Genomic DNA, 15288 nt, shown 5'->3' on the forward strand with positions numbered 1-15288 from the left:
CGGGGACGGCCAGCGCGGCGGCGAGGGCGAGGGCGGCGGCGAACGCCGTGCGGCGGACGGCTCCGGAGGGCGAGGGGCGCTGTGCTTGGCGGGACACCGAACCTCCTGTGGGACGCGGCGTCCCTACGGTGTCACCGATCTTCGCCGACCGCCACCGTCCGCACCGGCCGACCCCGGCCGCCGGGGTCCCTCCGGTCGAAAGCGCTTTCCTTCGGAATGGCGGCGAACGTGGGAACGGTCCACGGAAATCGGGTCCGCCATCCGCCTCTCACCTGCGGTTTTTTCCGCCATACTGGCGAACCGTGGTTTGGCAGCATCCGACAACAGACCCCTGACGGCAATCCGCTGGAAAACGGTGTGCTTTATGGTCTTCCTGGTGAATTCTTAGGGACTTCGACCACACCGTCTCTCGCGATCAGCGGCGCGGGTTCGGGCCAGGGGGGAAACCTATGACCTGGGACGTCCGCATGCGCAACAACATGTTCCGCCGGCTGCCGGTGGAGCAGGCGACCGGCCGGCTGTACGGCGGCCGGCACCGGCTCCGCGTCGTGTACCGGACCCGGGACCTGATCGTGCTCGGGCTCGGCGTGATGATCGGCTCCGGCATCTTCAAGATCTCCGGAGAGCAGGCCGCGGCCACCGCCGGCCCGTCGGTGATCGTCTCCTTCCTGATCGCCGGCGGCGTCTGCCTCCTCGCCGCCCTGTCCTACGCGGAGCTGTCCTCGATCGTCCCGGTCGCGGGCAGCGCCTACTCCTTCAGCTACGTCGCGTTCGGCGAGATCTGGGCGTGGGTGGTCGGCTGGGCGCTGGTGCTGGAGCTGCTGCTCGCCGCGTCGGTCGTGGCGCGGGCCTGGTCGCTGTACGCCGCGCAGGCCCTCGCCGACTTCGCGGTGCCCGTGCCGTCCTGGCTCGCCGGGATCATCGGGCAGGAGAAGGGCTTCGACCTGTTCGCGTTCGGCATCCTGGTGCTGCTGATCGCCATGCTGGCCACCGGCAGCCGGATGAGCCTGCGCAGCCTGTGGTTCATGGTGATGGCCAAGCTGATCGTGATCGGGCTGGTCGTCGCGACCGGGCTGAAGTTCTTCCACGCCGGCAACCTCACGCCGTTCGTGCCGCCCGCGCGGCCCGCGCCCGCCGGCGCCACGACCGTGCTGGACGCGGTGCTCGGCGCGGTCACCGGCAGCAAGCCGGAGGTGTTCGGGATCTGGGGTGTCTTCGCCGCCGCGCCCGCGATCGCGTTCGCCTACATCGGCTTCGACCTGATCGCGACCGCGTCCGAGGAGACCGACGACGCGCCCCGCAAGGTGCCGCGCGGCATGCTGACCAGCCTCGCGATCGCCGTCGTGCTGTACGTCGCGGTCGCCGTCGCGATGGTCGGCATGGTCTCCACCGACCGGCTCGACCCCGCCAAGCCGCTCCTGGCGACCGCGTTCGGCCTCGTCGGCGCGGACTCCATGGGCAAGATCATCGACATCGGGGCGGTGCTGGCGCTGACCACCGTGATCCTGGTGGTGCTGATCAGCCTGACCCGGGTGGTGTTCTCCATGTCCCGGGACGGCCTGCTGCCCCGCCCGATCGCCGGGATGAGCCGGTTCCGGGTGCCGTCGCGGGCCACGCTGGTCGCGGGCGGCGCGGCGGTCGTGATGTCGCAGAGCGTCAACGTGCTCACGCTGGAGCAGATGGTCGTGATCGGGACGCTGTTCGCGTTCCTGTTCGTCTCGGCGGGCGTGCTGGCGCTGCGCCGCGACCGCCCCGACCTGCACCGCCCGTTCCGCGTCCCGGCGGCGCCGGTCACCGCGGTCGCCACGATCCTCGCGACCGGCTGGCTGATGCTGAACCTGAAGGTGCAGACGTGGGGGTACTTCACCGTCTGGATGGCCGCGGGCATCGCGATCTACCTGGTGTACGGCCGCCGCAAGAGCCAGATGAAGCTGCTGCTGGACGCGCCGCCCGGGCGTCCTGCCGCCGCGCGGACGGACGCGCCGCCGCCCGGCGTGGCGCCCCTCGACGCGTCCTTCGCCGGGCCGCCCGCCGGGCCGTCCATCGGGCCCGCGCCCGGCGGCGGGTTCCCGGCGCCGCCCTTCGATCCGTACCGGGCCGGTCCGCGGCCGCACGTCCCCGCGCCGGAGAGCCCCTACCCGACCGGCCGGTACTCGGTGGGACGCAGGCCGATCGGCCAGGACGCCGCCGATCCCTACGAGCGTGAGCCGTACGCGCGGGGCGGCCCCGGCCCGGAGCGGCCGGCGCGGGAGGACGCGGCGGACGGGCCGGCCGATCCGTACGCCCTCGACCCGGGGGTGCCGGACCCCTTCGCGTCCGGGCCGCACGAGGAGCCGCCCTACCCGGGCGGGCGCCACCGCCGCTGACGAACACCCGAACGCCCCTGAGCGCCGTCTCCCCAGGTGGGAGGCGGCGCTCTGCGCTTGCCGCCGGGAACGGGGTGGACAGACCACCGCACTCCGGGTTATGTTCTTCTCACATCGAGATGAACTCACTCTGAGACTTACTCAGTTCGAGACCATGGAGAGGCGCGGATGTCCCCGGAACCGATGCGCGACGAGAGCGAGTTCCTCGCGAGCTACGACCCGCGCGCCTACGACCCCGTCGCCGTGACCGTGGACGTCGTCGCCCTCACCATCCGGGACGGCGCGCTGCACGTCCTGCTCGTGCGCCGCGGCGGCGCGCCGTTCGCCGGCATGTGGGCGCTGCCCGGCGGGTTCGTCCACGCGGGCGGCCGGCGCGAGGCCGAGGACCTGCCGGACGCCGCCGTCCGCGAGCTGGCCGAGGAGACCGGCCTCAGCGGGAAGGACGGCGCGCTCGGGCGCGTCCACCTGGAGCAGCTCGGCACCTACGGCGCCCCCGGCCGCGACCCGCGCATGCGGATCATCTCCGTCGCCTACCTGGCGTTCGCGCCCGAGCTCCCCGACCCCGAGGCGGGCGGCGACGCCGCCGACGCCGCCTGGGTCCCGGTCGGCGCGCTCGGCCTGACCGAGTCCGGCGACCAGCGGCCCGGCACCACCCGGCGGCTCGCGTTCGACCACGCGCGGATCCTCTCCGACGGCCTGGAGCGGGCCCGCGGCAAGCTCGAGTACACCCCGCTCGCCACGGCGTTCTGCGGCGCCGAGTTCACGATCCCCGAGCTGCGCGCCGTCTACGAGGCGGTCTGGGGCGAGGAGCTGCACGCCGGCAACTTCCACCGGAAGGTGCTGTCGGTGCCCGGCTTCGTGGAGAGCACCGGCGCCACGTCCGACAGGGGCGGCCGGCGCGGCGGTCCCCGGCCCCGCCTCTACCGCGCGGGCGACGCCCGCCTCCTGCACCCCGCACTGCTGCGGCCCGGCCGCGAGGAAGAGATCAGGTGATGCCCTCATGAGCAGGCACAGCGGAAGCACCGGCGACCTCGGCGAGGCGCTGGCCCGGCTCGACCGCGCCCGCGTCCCCGCCGACCTGTTCGGCGACGACGCCGCCGAGGCGGCGCGCCGCTACCGGCGGCTCGTCCGGCTCGTCCACCCGGACGCGACCGGCGGCCGCACCCGCGACGCGTTCGTCCGGCTGAACGCCCTGTGGCGGACCTATAACCGGTCCGACCCGTCCGTCCTCACCACCCGCCGGCACTCCTACCGCATCGCGGGCGATCCCGTCTCCGGCGACCTCGCCGAGCTCTACCGGGCCGGGACGGACACCCGGCCGGGCGAGGTGCTGCTGAAGATGCCGCGCGACCCCCACGACGGCGACCTGCTGGAACGCGAGGCCGTCGCGCTGCGCCAGCTCCCCAAGGACGGGGACGGGCGCTTCCTGCCGTACGTGCCGTACCTCGTCGAGTCGTTCCGCCACAAGGACGCGGCGACGGGGACGCAGCGGCAGGCGAACGCGGTCGCCGCGCTCGACGGCTTCCGCACCCTGGCCGAGGTCAAGGCCGCCTTCCCCGGCGGCGTCGACCCGCGCGACGCCGCGTGGATGTGGCGGCGGCTGCTGGTCGGGCTGGGGTTCGCGCACCGCGCGGGCGTGCTGCACGGCGCGGTGCTGCCCGACCACGTCATGATCCACCCGGAGGAGCACGGGCTGGTCCTGGTCGACTGGTGCTACTCCGTGCCCGGCTGCTACTCCTACGCCGACGCGTCCGGGCGCGTCCCCGCCCTGGTGGAGCGGTACCGCGACTGGTACCCGCCGGAGGTGCCGGCGCGGCGGCCCGCCAGCGAGGCCACCGACCTCTACATGGCCACCCGGTGCATGACCGACCTGATGGGCGAGCGGGCGCCCAAGGCGATGCGCATGTTCGCGCGCGGCTGCCTGCTGTCCGCGCAGAACCGCCGCCCCCGCGACGCCTGGCGGCTGCTGGGCGAGCTCGACGAGCTGCTCGAACGGCTCTACGGCCCGCGGCGGTTCCGCCCCTTCCACCTGCCCGTCGCCCACTGAAGGAGAAGACCCATGGGAAGCGGAAACTGGTCCACCGACGTCTACGCCGCGCGCGCGAGCTATCGCGCGTCCACCGGCTCCAGCGCGTTCGCCTACAGCGACGGCGGCGCCACCACCACCCACCCCGACCTCGACCCGAAGGGCGTGGCCCTCCGGGAGAGCCGCGACTCCGACGACCACCCCGAGTCGCTGGCGATCGGCGTCCTGTTCGACGTCACCGGCTCGATGGGCGGCGTGCCGCGCACCCTGCAGACCAAGCTGCCCGACCTGCTCGGCCTGCTGCTGCGCAAGGGCTACGTCGAGCACCCGCACATCCTGTTCGGCGCGGTCGGCGACGCGACCTGCGACCGGGCGCCGCTGCAGATCGGCCAGTTCGAGGCCGACAACCGGATGGACGACGACCTCGGCAAGATCCTGCTGGAGGGCGGGGGCGGCGGCCAGATGCGCGAGTCGTACGAGCTGGCCATGTACTTCATGGCGCGGCACACCTCGATCGACTGCTTCGAGAAGCGCGGCAAGCGCGGCTACCTGTTCATGATCGGCGACGAGCTGGCGTACCCGAAGATCAAGCGGCGGGAGGTCGCCAAGGTCGTCGGCGACGACCTGGAGCGCGACCTGCCGATCGAGGACGTGCTGCGCGAGCTCCAGCGGATGTACGAGGTGTACTTCATCATCCCCGAGGGCGCCTACCACTCCGGCAGCCGCGAGCTGAAGGACTTCTGGCAGGGGCTGCTCGGCCAGCACGTCCTCTACCTCGACGACCTCGACGCCGTCTGCGAGACGATCGCGCTGACCGTCGGGCTCGCCGAGGACGCCATCGACCTGGACGAGGGCCTGGAGCACCTGGCCGAGGCCGGCTCGGACGCGGGCGCGTCGGTGTCGCGGGCGCTGGCCCCGCTGGACGCGTCCCGCGCGCCGGTCGCGGTGTCGGCGACGCCGCCCGGCCTGGACGCCTCCGGGCCGTCCGGGACGACGCGGCTCTGATCGCCCGCTCGCGAGCGGAAGGGACCTCGATGGGGCACGTCATCGTCGTCGACCTCGGGTTCGGGGACGCGGGCAAGGGCACGGTCGTCGACCACCTCTGCCGCACGTCGCCGGTGGCGGCGGTCGTCCGGTTCAACGGCGGCGCGCAGGCGGCGCACAACGTCGTCGCCGGCGACGGCCGGCACCACACGTTCGCCCAGTTCGGCTCGGGGACGTTCACGCCGGGCGTCCGGACGCACCTGTCGCGGTTCATGCTCGTCGACCCGCTCGCGCTCGCCGCCGAGGCCGACCACCTCCGGCGGCTCGGCGTGGGCGACGCGCTGGACCGGCTCACCGTGGACCGGGACGCGCTGCTCACCACGCCGTACCACCGGGCCGCCAACCGCGCGCGCGAGCGGGCGCGCGGCGCGGCCCGGCACGGGTCGTGCGGCATGGGCATCGGCGAGACCGCGTCCTACGCCCTCGCGCACGACGACGCGCCGCGCGCGGGCGACTGCCTGTCACCCGCCCGGCTGCGCCGCCGGCTCGCCGCCGTGCACGACTGGTACCGGGCGTCGTTCCCGTCCGGCGAGGACGTCCCGGACGTCGCCGCCTGCGCGGACGCGTTCATCGCGTTCGCCGAGCGGGTGCGGATCGTCGGCGGCGGCCACCTGCACGGCCTGCTCCGGTCCGGCGACGTGGTGTTCGAGGGCGCGCAGGGCGTGCTGCTCGACGAGCGGCACGGCTTCCACCCGTACACGACCTGGTCGACCACGACCTTCGCCAACGCCGAGACGCTGCTGGACGAGGCGGGCGCGTCGGCGGCCCGGCTCGGCGTCCTGCGGACGTACGCGACGCGCCACGGCCCGGGGCCGTTCGTCACCGAGGACGCGGCGCTGACCGCCGCCCTCCCCGAGCCGCACAACGGCACGGGCCCCTGGCAGGGCGCCTTCCGCGCCGGCCACCTCGACGCCGTCGCGCTCCGGTACGCGCTGGAGGTCGCCGGCGGCGCGGACGGCCTGGCGGTCACGCATCTGGACGTCGCGGGGGCGCTTCCCGACCTGCGCGTCTGCCACGCCTACGCGACGCCGGACGGGCGGCTGGACCGGCTGCCGGCGGGCGGGGGCGGCCTGGACCGCCAGGCCGCCCTCACCCGCCGGCTGGCGTCGGCGCGGCCGGTCTACGCGCCGCTGGGCCGTCCGGTCGCGACGATCGAGGACGCGCTCGGCGTCCCGGTCGTCCTCACCTCGCACGGCCCGTCGGCCGCGGACAAGCGCCCCACCGGTCAGCCGTTCTCGCGGAACCCGGGCACCTTGCGCAGGACCGCGTAGAGCAGCGCCGCCAGGACGAACCCGACCGCGAACGTGATGTCGCCGAACGACGGGTGGTGGCTCGGCACGATCCCGACGTACTTCTCCTGGTTGGAGAACAGCCACACCGACACCACCACGGCGACCGCCATCGCCGTCGGCCCGGCCCAGTTGCGGCGCGCGGCGTCGAACACCATGGCGTCCACCCGCGCGTCCGCGTCCCGCACCGACCAGATCCCGCGCCGCAGCACCAGGTCGGCCAGCACCACGCCGAGCCAGGGCCCGATCCAGTACGCGATGACCAGCAGGAACGCCTCGTAGTCGTGGCCGGCGTCGTCCAGCCCGAAGTAGGCGACGACGAGCCCGACCGCGCCGAACGCCCCGGCGACCAGCGCGCGCTGCAGCCGCGCCGGCAGCGGCAGCCGGATCCCCGTCGCGACGAACGACATGGACCCGGAGTAGATGTTGATCGCGTTGGCGCCGACCGCGCCGATCGCGATGACCAGCAGGGTGAGGTTCGCGACGAGGGAGGGCAGGTGCCCGGTGAACGCGCCGGTCGGGTCGGCGAGCGCCGCGCCGCCGAGCGTCGCCGACGCCGCGCCGACGATCTGCAGGACGGTGCAGCCGGCGAAGACGCCGAGCGCGGCCCACAGGCCCGCGGCGCGCGGGCTCGTCGTGGCCGGCAGGTAGCGGGTGTAGTCGGCGGCGTAGGGGTTCCAGCCCGCCGCGTACCCGAAGCTCGCGCCGACCACGATGAGGAACGCGCCGATCCCGCCCGCCCCGGCCCCGGCCGGTGCGGGCGCGCCGAAGTCCGCCTTCGCGAGGATGATCACGGACGCGATGCCGAAGACCACCGCCAGCACCGGGAACGCGTACCGCTCGTAGGCGTGCACGAGGTTGTGCCCGAAGAACGCGACCCCCGCCTGCAGCGCGACCACGATCGCCAGGCACAGCGGCTTCGGCATGCCGGTCAGCGTGTTGAGCGCCAGCGACCCGCTGACGCTGTTCACCGCGAACCAGCCGACGCCGCCCGCCACCGAGTTGACCGCGGACGGCAGCATGTTGCCGCGGTGCCCGAACGGCACCCGGCCGAGCACCATCTCCGGCACCCCGTAGCGGGGGCCGCGCGCCGACAGGACCGCGTGGGTCGCCGAGCCGAGCAGCGTGCCCACCACGATCGCGCCGGTGGCCTGCCAGAACGTCAGCCCGAACGCGGCGACCGCGAGCACGCCGAGGAACACCGTCGCGAACTCCAGGTTCGGCGACGTCCACGTCCACAGCAGGTCGAGCGGCCGGCCGTGCCGCTGGTCGAGGGGGATGAAGCCGGCGCCGCCCGGCTCGACCGCGGCGACCCGCGCGCCGTAGTCGCCTTCGCGGACGTCCACGCCCGCGGGCGCGCCTTCCTGGATCTCCGTCACGGGGGGACCTTTCAGCGTGGTCAGGCGAGGGTGATGGCGTCGAGGCGTTCGAGGAGGAAGTCGTGCGCGCGCACGGTCGCGCCGCCGGCGGCACGGCCGACGGGCGGCCCGAGCGGCTCGACGCGGGTGTCCGGGTCGCACTCGTAGAAGAAGATCAGCGACACGAGCTCCTCGTCCGGGGCGCTCGGGTCCGGCGGCAGGACGCGGTGCCGGTTGGACGTCCAGCGGCCGCCGGTCCAGTGGGCGAGCAGATCGCCGACGTTGATGGTGAAGGAGTCCTCGACCCACGGGGCGTCCACCCAGCCGGCCTCCTCGGAGTGCACCTGGAGGCCGCCCACCCCGTCCTGCCGGTCCAGGACCGTGAGGGTGCCGAAGTCGGTGTGCGGGCCGATCCGGAACTGGCCGGGCTCCGGCTCCCCGAGCTGCGACAGCGGCGGGTAGCGGTTGATGTTCAGCGTGAAGGACGGGTTCAGGGCGTGCGCCGTGAAGAAGCCCGACGGCAGGCCGAGCGCGACCGCGCACAGCGCGAGCAGGTCGTCCGACAGCCGCTTCATCCGGGCCAGGTAGCGCGTCAGCAGCGCCTCCAGCTCCGGCACCTCGCCCGGCCACACGTTCGGCAGGAACCACTCGGCGTCGAAGAACGGGTCGCCGGTCGGGCGGTCCGCGCCGACCGCGAACGTCTCCTTCAGGTCAGGCGGCGTCGCGGTGCCCTCGGCGTACCCGTTGGCCTCGACGCCGGGCGGCAGCCAGCCGCGCTCCCCCACGGTCGCCGCGTACCGCTGCTTGACCTCCCGCGGCAGCGCGAAGAACCGCTTGGCGGCGGCGCGGATCGCGTCCCGGTCCGCGGCCGGCACCCCGTGCCCGGTGACCACCAGGAAGCCGATCTCGCTCAGCGCGGCGTCGACCCGCGCGGCGACGGCGGCGCGGTCGCGCTCACCGCCGTGGAACCAGGGGGCGAGGTCGATGATCGGGACGGCTTTCATGGAACGGTCCTTTCCGGGTGGGTGCGGCGCTGCGCTCACTATCGCTGGCGATCAAGGCCGAATCACCCCTCGAAACGGAGATGAAACCGTCACTTCGGAAGATTTAACGTCGCCGGAACATCCGGGGGCCGATGGCCCTCCGGCCGGTCTCCGGATGACCGGCATCGGCCGACGGCCGCCGCCCATTGACCCGGGGCCGCGGTGAGACCAAGATCTCCCCGAACGCCGCGGATCTCCCGGAGGTGGACGATGCGTGCCCGGTCCATGCGTGCCCTGTCCCTGCGCGCCCTGTCCCTGCGCGCCCTCGCTTCGGGCGCGGCCCTGGTCCTGTCCGCGGCCCTGCTCGCCGTGACGCCGGCGTCCGCCGACACCGCCCCCGCGGGCGGCGACGGCTGCGACCCGATCGACCCGGCGTCGTGCCTGCTGCCGTTCCCGAGCAACTGGTACACCAAGCCCGACCCGCGCACACCGACCGGCGTGCGGATCGACATGCGGACCACGCTGAAGAACGCGCTCGGCCTGCCCGTGTCGCCCGACGCGTGGAACCGCGCGGACGGCTTCTCCCCCGGGTCCGAGCTCCTCACCCGCGTCCCCGGCGTCGACCTGGCGCGCACCGGCGCCGCCCCCGTCACCGACATCGGCGCGTCGCTGAAGCCGGACGCGCCGATCGTCATCGTCGACACCGCGACCGGGCAGCGCTGGCCGTACTGGGCCGAGCTCGACGCCAACGCCCCCGACGACCGCAGGGCGCTGATCGTCCGGCCCGCGAAGAACCTCGTCGAAGGCCACCGCTACGCCGTCGCGCTGCGGAACCTGCGCGACGCGTCCGGGAACCCCATCCCGCCGAACGCGGCGTTCGCCAAGATCCTCGGCCCGGCGCTGCCGTCCACGGACCCGCTGTACGCGCGGCAGAAGGCCGAGAAGAAGGTGCTCGCGGACCTCGCCGCGCGCGGCGTGAAGCGCGACGGCCTGTACCTGGCCTGGGACTTCACCGTCGCCAGCGCGCGGAGCCTCGCCGGGCCGATGCTGCACGTCCGCGACGACGCGCTCCGCGGGCTCGGCGACCGGTCGCCGTCGTTCCTGGTGACGCAGGTGACGAACAACGTCGACGACAAGATCGCGCGCGAGGTCAAGGGCGTCGTGTGGGCGCCGAGCTACCTCGACCAGTACGGCGGGCTCCCCGGGTCGGCGTTCCACTACGGCGAGGACGGCCTCCCGTCCCGGCTGCCCGGCAACAACCAGGCCGTCCCGTTCCAGTGCGAGATCCCGAAGGCCGCGTTCGGCAAGCCCGCGAACCCCGCCCTCTACGGGCACGGGCTGCTCGGCGGCGAGGACGAGGTGGGCGCCGGGAACGTCAAGGCGATGGCCGCCGAGCACGACTTCGCGTTCTGCGCGACGAAGTGGATCGGCATGTCCGAGGAGGACGTCCCGAACGTCGTCTCCGCGCTCGCCGACATCAGCCGGTTCCGCACCGTCGCCGACCGGCTCCAGCAGGGCATGCTGAACTTCGTCTTCCTCGGCCGCGCGATGACCCGCGGCTTCGCCGGCGACAAGGCGTTCCAGGACGACTCCGGCAGGCCGCTGATCGCGCCGGGCGCCCCGCTCACCTACGACGGCAACAGCCAGGGCGGGATCATGGGCGGCGCGCTCACCGCCGTCTCCCCCGACCTGCGCCGCTCCGTCCTCGGCGTCCCCGCGATGAACTACAGCACGCTGCTCAACCGCAGCGCCGACTTCCCCGAGTACGCCAAGGTCCTCGACCTGTTCTACCCCGACAAGCTCGACCAGCAGATCGGCCTCGCGCTGATCCAGATGCTGTGGGACCGCGGCGAGGCCGACGGCTACGCCTGGCACATGACCGACCACCCGTACCCGGGCACCCCGAAGCACCAGGTGCTGATGCACGTCGCGTTCGGCGACCACCAGGTCGCGACCGTCGCCGCCGAGGTCGAGGCCCGCACGATCGGCGCCCGGCTCCACGCCCCGACCGTGCGGCCCGGGCGCAGCCTCGACGTCGCCCCGTACTGGAACATCCCGACGTTCGGCGCGTCCACCGCCGGGTCGGCGATGGTCGTGTGGGACAGCGGCTCCCCCGCGCCGCCGACCACGAACACGCCGCCCACCGAGGGCCGCGACCCGCACTCCGACCCGCGCAACAACGCGGACGCCCGGCGGCAGAAGGCGATCTTCCTGACCACCGGGAGGACCGTCGACGTCTGCGGCGGCGGCCCCTGCGTGATCGCCCCCTGACGGGCGGCTGAGAGAATGGGAACATGCTCCAGGTATGCCCGAACGGGAGCCGGGCGCAGGGCGTCCCGGTCACACCGGACGAACTCGCGGCGGCCGTCCGCGCGTCCGTGGACGTCGGCGCGCAGGACGTCCACCTCCACCCGCGCGACGCCGCCGGCGCCGACACCATGGACCCCCGCCACGTCGCCGCCGCGCTCACCGCGGTCCGCGAGGCCGCGCCCGGCGTGCCCGTCGGCGTCACCACCGGCGCCTGGACCGCCGAGGACCCCGGCGAGCGCGCCGCGCTGATCCGGTCCTGGACCGTCCTGCCCGACCACGCGTCGGTCAACTTCCACGAGGACGGCGCCGAGCGCGTCGCCGAGACCCTCCTCGACCGCGGCGTCGGCGTCGAGGCCGGGATCTTCTCCGGCACCGAGGCCGCCGCGCGGTTCCTGCGCTGGCCCCGCGCCCGCGAGGTGCTGCGCGTCCTCGCCGAGGTCACCGACCCCGACCCGGAGACCTCGACCGGCACCGCGAAGGACCTCCTGCACGCCATCGGCACCGGCCACGGGCGGCCCGTGCTGCTGCACGGCGAGGACGGCGGCGCCTGGCCCGTCCTCCGCCTCGCCGTCCGGTTCAACCTCGACGTCCGCGTCGGCCTGGAGGACGTCCTCACCCTTCCGGACGGCGCCGCCGCAGTCGACAACACCGCCCTCGTCCAGACCGCCGGGATGCTGCTCCAGGCATAACGGCCGGATCCGGCCCGACCGCCGGGGGGCGCGCGTGCGTATCCCCCAGCATGAACCGACGCCCCATCGCCGCCGCGGCCCTCGCCGCCGCGATGACGCTCACCGGCGCCTGCGAGTACACCGCCGCGGCCCGGACGGCCGGCCCCGCCGGCCCCGCCGCGAAGAGCCCCCGGGCCACCGGCTCGCCCACCGCCGCGCCGCGGACCACGGCACCGGCCCGCAGGTTCGACGAGGCCGGGTTCGACGAGGACCTCCGCACCGCCACCGCGATCACCGACGGCTACTGGCGCCGGCACTGGACGCGGTTCTTCACCGGCTCCTACCGGTCACCGCGCGTCGTCGGCCTCTACGACGGCTCCGACCCCGCGGCCACGCCCACCTGCGGCGGCGAACCCCTCGAACGCGACAACGCCGAGTACTGCCCCGCCGGCGACTTCCTCGCGTGGGACGCCCACCTGATGCGGACCGGCTACGCGAACGGCGACGCCTGGGTGTACCTCGTCGTCGCCCACGAATGGGGCCACGCCGTCCAGAACCGCCTGCAGCGCCGCCTCGTCTCCGCCGCCGCCGAACTCCAGGCCGACTGCCTCGCCGGCGCCGTCCTCTACGGATCCGCCGCCGACGGCGACCTGACGTTCGAGGCCGGCGACGCGCGGGAGATCGTCGACTCGTTCCAGGTCATCGGCGACCGGACGCCCTGGACGAGGCCCGGCGACCACGGCACCGCCTCGCAGCGGCTGCAGAGCTTCTCCCGCGGCGGCGCCCACGGCGTCCCCGCCTGCTTCACCTGACCGGACGGCACGGAACGAACAGGAACAGGCCGATCCGCCCCGACCGCTTGGCGACCGTCCGTGCCCGCGCGATGCTCTCGAGTGACCGGACCTGGCCCGATCCGCTGGGGGGCATCGTGAAGGACACCGCCGTCGCCATGGTCGTCATCGAGCACGAACGGCACACCACCGTCCTGCTGACCGGCGAGATGGACCAGGCGTCCGCTCCCGCCGTCCGGACCCGGCTCCTCGGCTTCGCCGCGCGCCCCATCGTCCTGGACATCGCCGGCGTCTCCTTCATCGACGCCGAAGGCATGCGCGCCGTCTCGCACTGCGCCCGCCGCTGCGAGGACAACGGCGCCGCCCTCGCCGTGGTCGGCGCAGGGCCCTTCGCCCGCCGCATGTTCCGGGTCGTCGGCCTCGACCGGTGCGTCCCGCTCTGCGCCTCCATGGACGAGGCCCTCTGGTGCACCGTCCCCCGCAGCGACGACGAGATCGCCGCCTGGCTGGCCTAGCGGCGCCCGACGCCGCCCGTCAGCCCTCGGACAGGTAGCGCTCGACGGACTCCACCTTCGCGTCCATCGCGCCCGTCACCCCCGGCCGCAGATCCGCCTTCACCACCAGGCTCACCCGGGGCGCCCGCGCCGCCACCGCGTCCGTGGCCGCCTTCACCACCGCCATCACCTCGTCCCACTCCCCCTCCACCGTCGTGAACATCGCGTCGGTGCGGTTCGGCAGGCCGCTGGCCCGCACCACCCGCACCGCCTCCGCGACCAGTTCACCGACGTCCTCCCCCGCCCCGAGCGGGGTCACCGAGAACGCAACGAGCACAACGCACCTCCTGGTCAGGGCTGCACGACCTGCCTGACCACGATCTCATCCAGCCGCCGCTCCACGATCACCCCCACCGGCCAGTCGCGCACCAGGCAGCGCAGCAGCGCCGCGTCGTGCTCGGCGAACGACGGGTCGCACCCCTGCTGCTCCAGGCTGGAGCGGATCGCCTCCACGTAGTCCTCGTCGGTGAACCCCGGCACCTCCCGCACCATCGCCGTCGTCGTCGCACGGTGCGAGTTCAGCCCGGCGAACGAGCGGCCGCACCCGCAACCGCCGTCCGGGTCGTCCCGGTCGCGGGCGCACACCACGCCGATGTGCACCAGTTCCCCCTCGACGCACCAGTCGAAGTCGTTGTCGCGCAAACCCTGGCTGGAGTTGGTGGCAGTGAGCAGCTTCAAGGCCATACCCCCTCGGCGTCCGTGGACCAGCCCACCGTACGACGAGGGTCTGACGTAACGTCGGGAGCATGAGCGAAAGCACGGATGTCCTCGTCGAACGCGACGGCGCCTTCACCACCGTCACCATGAACCGCCCGCGCCGCCGCAACGCTCTGTCCCGCACGTTCCTCCTCCAGCTCACCGACGCGTTCACCGAGGTCGCCGGCACCGACGCCCGCGGCGTGATCCTCGCCGCCAACGGGCCCGTCTTCTCCGCCGGGCACGACTTCGCCGACATGGCCGGCGCGTCCCACGCCGACGTCCGCGACCTCCTGCGCGTCTGCACCGACCTCATGCGGACGATCCAGTCCGTCCCGCAGGTGGTGATCGCCCGCGTGCACGGCCTCGCCACCGCCGCCGGCTGCCAGCTCGTCGCGTCCTGCGACCTCGCCGTCGCCGCCGAGAGCGCCGCGTTCGCCGCCCCCGGCGGCAAGGGCGGCTGGTTCTGCCACACCCCCCTCGTCGCGATCTCCCGCAACGTCGGCCGCAAACGCGCCGCCGAGATGGCCCTCACCGGCGACACCATCGACGCCGCCACCGCCGCCGACTGGGGCCTCGTCAACTACGCCGTCCCCGACGACGACCTCGAAAAGGCCACCCTCGCCCTCCTCCAGCGCGCCACCCAGGGCAGCCCGCGCAGCAAGGCCCTCGGAAAGCAGGCCATGTACGCCCAGCTCGACCGCCCCGAAGCCGACGCCTACACCTACGCCGTCGAGGTCATGGCCGCCTCCAGCCAGACCCCCGAAGCCCAGGAGGGCATGCGCGCCTTCCTGGACAAGCGCCGCCCCACCTGGCCCGCCTGACCCCCGCCCCGACCGCTTCTCGCTGGCCCCCGCCGACGCCCCGCCGCTAAGATGGCACCCGGCACGCCCCCGACCGCAGCGTCACGACGGGGCGCCGCCCCCGGGGTGGTAGCTCAGCTGGTCAGAGCAGGAGACTCATAATCTCCCGGTCGCGGGTTCGAGTCCCGCCCGCCCTACGGTCGGGCTGTTCGTCGGCCTTTGGCCGCCTTCCCGTTGGCGTGGTGTCTTTCTGGGGGGCGACCCCCAGACCCCCGATGTGGGGGGGGGGGGGGCCCGGACCGCCCCACCCCCCCGGTGGGGCCCCACCCCCCGCCCGGCCGCCGCGGCGCCGGGGGGGGGGGCGCGCGGCCCGCCGGGCGCACGCGGGCGCGGGGCGCGG

At 74.1% G+C, this 15288-nt stretch carries 14 protein-coding genes and 1 tRNA gene; 11 read left to right on the top strand and 4 right to left on the bottom strand.

Annotated features, from left to right (window positions below):
• Positions 1 to 449 precede the first annotated feature (449 nt).
• From ABZ914_RS30875 to ABZ914_RS30895, 5 genes are all read left to right on the top strand, one after another.
• Entirely contained in the window at positions 450 to 2366 is a 1917-nt protein-coding gene (locus tag ABZ914_RS30875) for an APC family permease (protein ID WP_500197513.1), read from the top strand.
• Positions 2367 to 2534: 168 nt separating this feature from the next.
• Entirely contained in the window at positions 2535 to 3359 is an 825-nt protein-coding gene (locus tag ABZ914_RS30880; RefSeq protein ID WP_206700043.1) for an NUDIX hydrolase, read from the top strand.
• A gap of 7 nt (positions 3360 to 3366) precedes the next feature.
• Positions 3367 to 4413, top strand: coding sequence for a molecular chaperone DnaJ (locus ABZ914_RS30885; RefSeq protein WP_500197515.1), 1047 nt, complete (start codon positions 3367 to 3369; stop codon positions 4411 to 4413).
• A 12-nt stretch (positions 4414 to 4425) separates the two neighbouring features.
• Complete coding sequence (locus ABZ914_RS30890) at positions 4426 to 5397, top strand: hypothetical protein (RefSeq protein WP_500197516.1); 972 nt, start codon at positions 4426 to 4428, stop codon at positions 5395 to 5397.
• Positions 5398 to 5426: 29 nt separating this feature from the next.
• Positions 5427 to 6707 carry an adenylosuccinate synthetase gene (locus ABZ914_RS30895; RefSeq protein WP_500197518.1) on the top strand — a complete coding sequence of 427 codons (1281 nt, stop codon included), beginning with the start codon at positions 5427 to 5429 and terminating at the stop codon, positions 6705 to 6707.
• Here the strand turns inward: ABZ914_RS30895 and ABZ914_RS30900 are convergent.
• Together ABZ914_RS30900 and ABZ914_RS30905 are read right to left on the bottom strand one after the other, a co-directional pair.
• Positions 6662 to 8104: a purine-cytosine permease family protein gene (locus tag ABZ914_RS30900; RefSeq protein WP_500197519.1), complete on the bottom strand. Its 1443-nt coding sequence runs from the start codon at positions 8102 to 8104 to the stop codon at positions 6662 to 6664. The genes ABZ914_RS30895 and ABZ914_RS30900 overlap by 46 nt on opposite strands.
• A 20-nt stretch (positions 8105 to 8124) precedes the next feature.
• The gene (locus ABZ914_RS30905) at positions 8125 to 9087 is read right to left on the bottom strand and encodes an isopenicillin N synthase family dioxygenase (protein WP_433138902.1); all 963 of its coding nucleotides are present in this window, start codon (positions 9085 to 9087) and stop codon (positions 8125 to 8127) included.
• A 264-nt stretch (positions 9088 to 9351) separates the two neighbouring features.
• Here ABZ914_RS30905 and ABZ914_RS30910 point away from each other — a divergent pair, with 264 nt between their 5' ends.
• The 4 genes from ABZ914_RS30910 to ABZ914_RS30925 all read left to right on the top strand — a co-directional run bounded on the left by ABZ914_RS30910 (position 9352) and on the right by ABZ914_RS30925 (position 13350).
• On the top strand, positions 9352 to 11337 hold the full coding sequence (locus tag ABZ914_RS30910) for a hypothetical protein (protein WP_500197521.1): 1986 nt from the start codon (positions 9352 to 9354) through the stop codon (positions 11335 to 11337).
• Positions 11338 to 11360: 23 nt separating this feature from the next.
• A complete protein-coding gene (locus tag ABZ914_RS30915) occupies positions 11361 to 12065 on the top strand; it encodes a 3-keto-5-aminohexanoate cleavage protein (protein ID WP_500197522.1) in 705 nt (234 codons plus the stop codon).
• Between the two features lie 92 nt (positions 12066 to 12157).
• The gene (locus tag ABZ914_RS30920) at positions 12158 to 12856 is read left to right on the top strand and encodes a neutral zinc metallopeptidase (RefSeq protein WP_500197527.1); all 699 of its coding nucleotides are present in this window, start codon (positions 12158 to 12160) and stop codon (positions 12854 to 12856) included.
• A 71-nt stretch (positions 12857 to 12927) separates the two neighbouring features.
• Positions 12928 to 13350, top strand: coding sequence for an STAS domain-containing protein (locus ABZ914_RS30925; RefSeq protein ID WP_500197524.1), 423 nt, complete (start codon positions 12928 to 12930; stop codon positions 13348 to 13350).
• Between the two features lie 19 nt (positions 13351 to 13369).
• On the opposite strand, the gene ABZ914_RS30930 is transcribed toward ABZ914_RS30925, so the two are convergent.
• A complete protein-coding gene (locus ABZ914_RS30930) occupies positions 13370 to 13666 on the bottom strand; it encodes an MTH1187 family thiamine-binding protein (protein ID WP_433232331.1) in 297 nt (98 codons plus the stop codon).
• A 14-nt stretch (positions 13667 to 13680) separates the two neighbouring features.
• Positions 13681 to 14067: a DUF7715 family protein gene (locus tag ABZ914_RS30935; RefSeq protein ID WP_206700041.1), complete on the bottom strand. Its 387-nt coding sequence runs from the start codon at positions 14065 to 14067 to the stop codon at positions 13681 to 13683.
• 68 nt (positions 14068 to 14135) lie between these two features.
• On the opposite strand from ABZ914_RS30935, the gene ABZ914_RS30940 reads away from it, so the two are divergent.
• Positions 14136 to 14909 (top strand): enoyl-CoA hydratase-related protein, encoded by a 774-nt coding sequence (locus tag ABZ914_RS30940; protein WP_500197525.1) that lies wholly within the window; start codon positions 14136 to 14138, stop codon positions 14907 to 14909.
• A gap of 102 nt (positions 14910 to 15011) precedes the next feature.
• Positions 15012 to 15085: transfer RNA gene (locus tag ABZ914_RS30945), tRNA-Ile, on the top strand.
• Positions 15086 to 15288: the final 203 nt, after the last annotated feature.

This window comes from Spirillospora sp. NPDC046719, from assembly GCF_040645715.1.
GTDB lineage: Bacteria > Actinomycetota > Actinomycetes > Streptosporangiales > Streptosporangiaceae > Spirillospora.

What these genes read in the sequence shown, in the direction of transcription:
- ABZ914_RS30875 (WP_500197513.1), top strand. Translation starts at nt 450, where the DNA reads ATGACCTGGGACGTCCGCATGCGCAACAACATGTTCCGCCGGCTGCCG.
- ABZ914_RS30880 (WP_206700043.1), top strand. Translation starts at nt 2,535, where the DNA reads ATGTCCCCGGAACCGATGCGCGACGAGAGCGAGTTCCTCGCGAGCTAC.
- ABZ914_RS30885 (WP_500197515.1), top strand. Translation starts at nt 3,367, where the DNA reads ATGAGCAGGCACAGCGGAAGCACCGGCGACCTCGGCGAGGCGCTGGCC.
- ABZ914_RS30890 (WP_500197516.1), top strand. Translation starts at nt 4,426, where the DNA reads ATGGGAAGCGGAAACTGGTCCACCGACGTCTACGCCGCGCGCGCGAGC.
- ABZ914_RS30895 (WP_500197518.1), top strand. Translation starts at nt 5,427, where the DNA reads ATGGGGCACGTCATCGTCGTCGACCTCGGGTTCGGGGACGCGGGCAAG.
- ABZ914_RS30905 (WP_433138902.1), bottom strand. Translation starts at nt 9,087, where the DNA reads ATGAAAGCCGTCCCGATCATCGACCTCGCCCCCTGGTTCCACGGCGGT.
- ABZ914_RS30910 (WP_500197521.1), top strand. Translation starts at nt 9,352, where the DNA reads ATGCGTGCCCTGTCCCTGCGCGCCCTGTCCCTGCGCGCCCTCGCTTCG.
- ABZ914_RS30915 (WP_500197522.1), top strand. Translation starts at nt 11,361, where the DNA reads ATGCTCCAGGTATGCCCGAACGGGAGCCGGGCGCAGGGCGTCCCGGTC.
- ABZ914_RS30920 (WP_500197527.1), top strand. Translation starts at nt 12,158, where the DNA reads ATGACGCTCACCGGCGCCTGCGAGTACACCGCCGCGGCCCGGACGGCC.
- ABZ914_RS30925 (WP_500197524.1), top strand. Translation starts at nt 12,928, where the DNA reads ATGCTCTCGAGTGACCGGACCTGGCCCGATCCGCTGGGGGGCATCGTG.
- ABZ914_RS30940 (WP_500197525.1), top strand. Translation starts at nt 14,136, where the DNA reads ATGAGCGAAAGCACGGATGTCCTCGTCGAACGCGACGGCGCCTTCACC.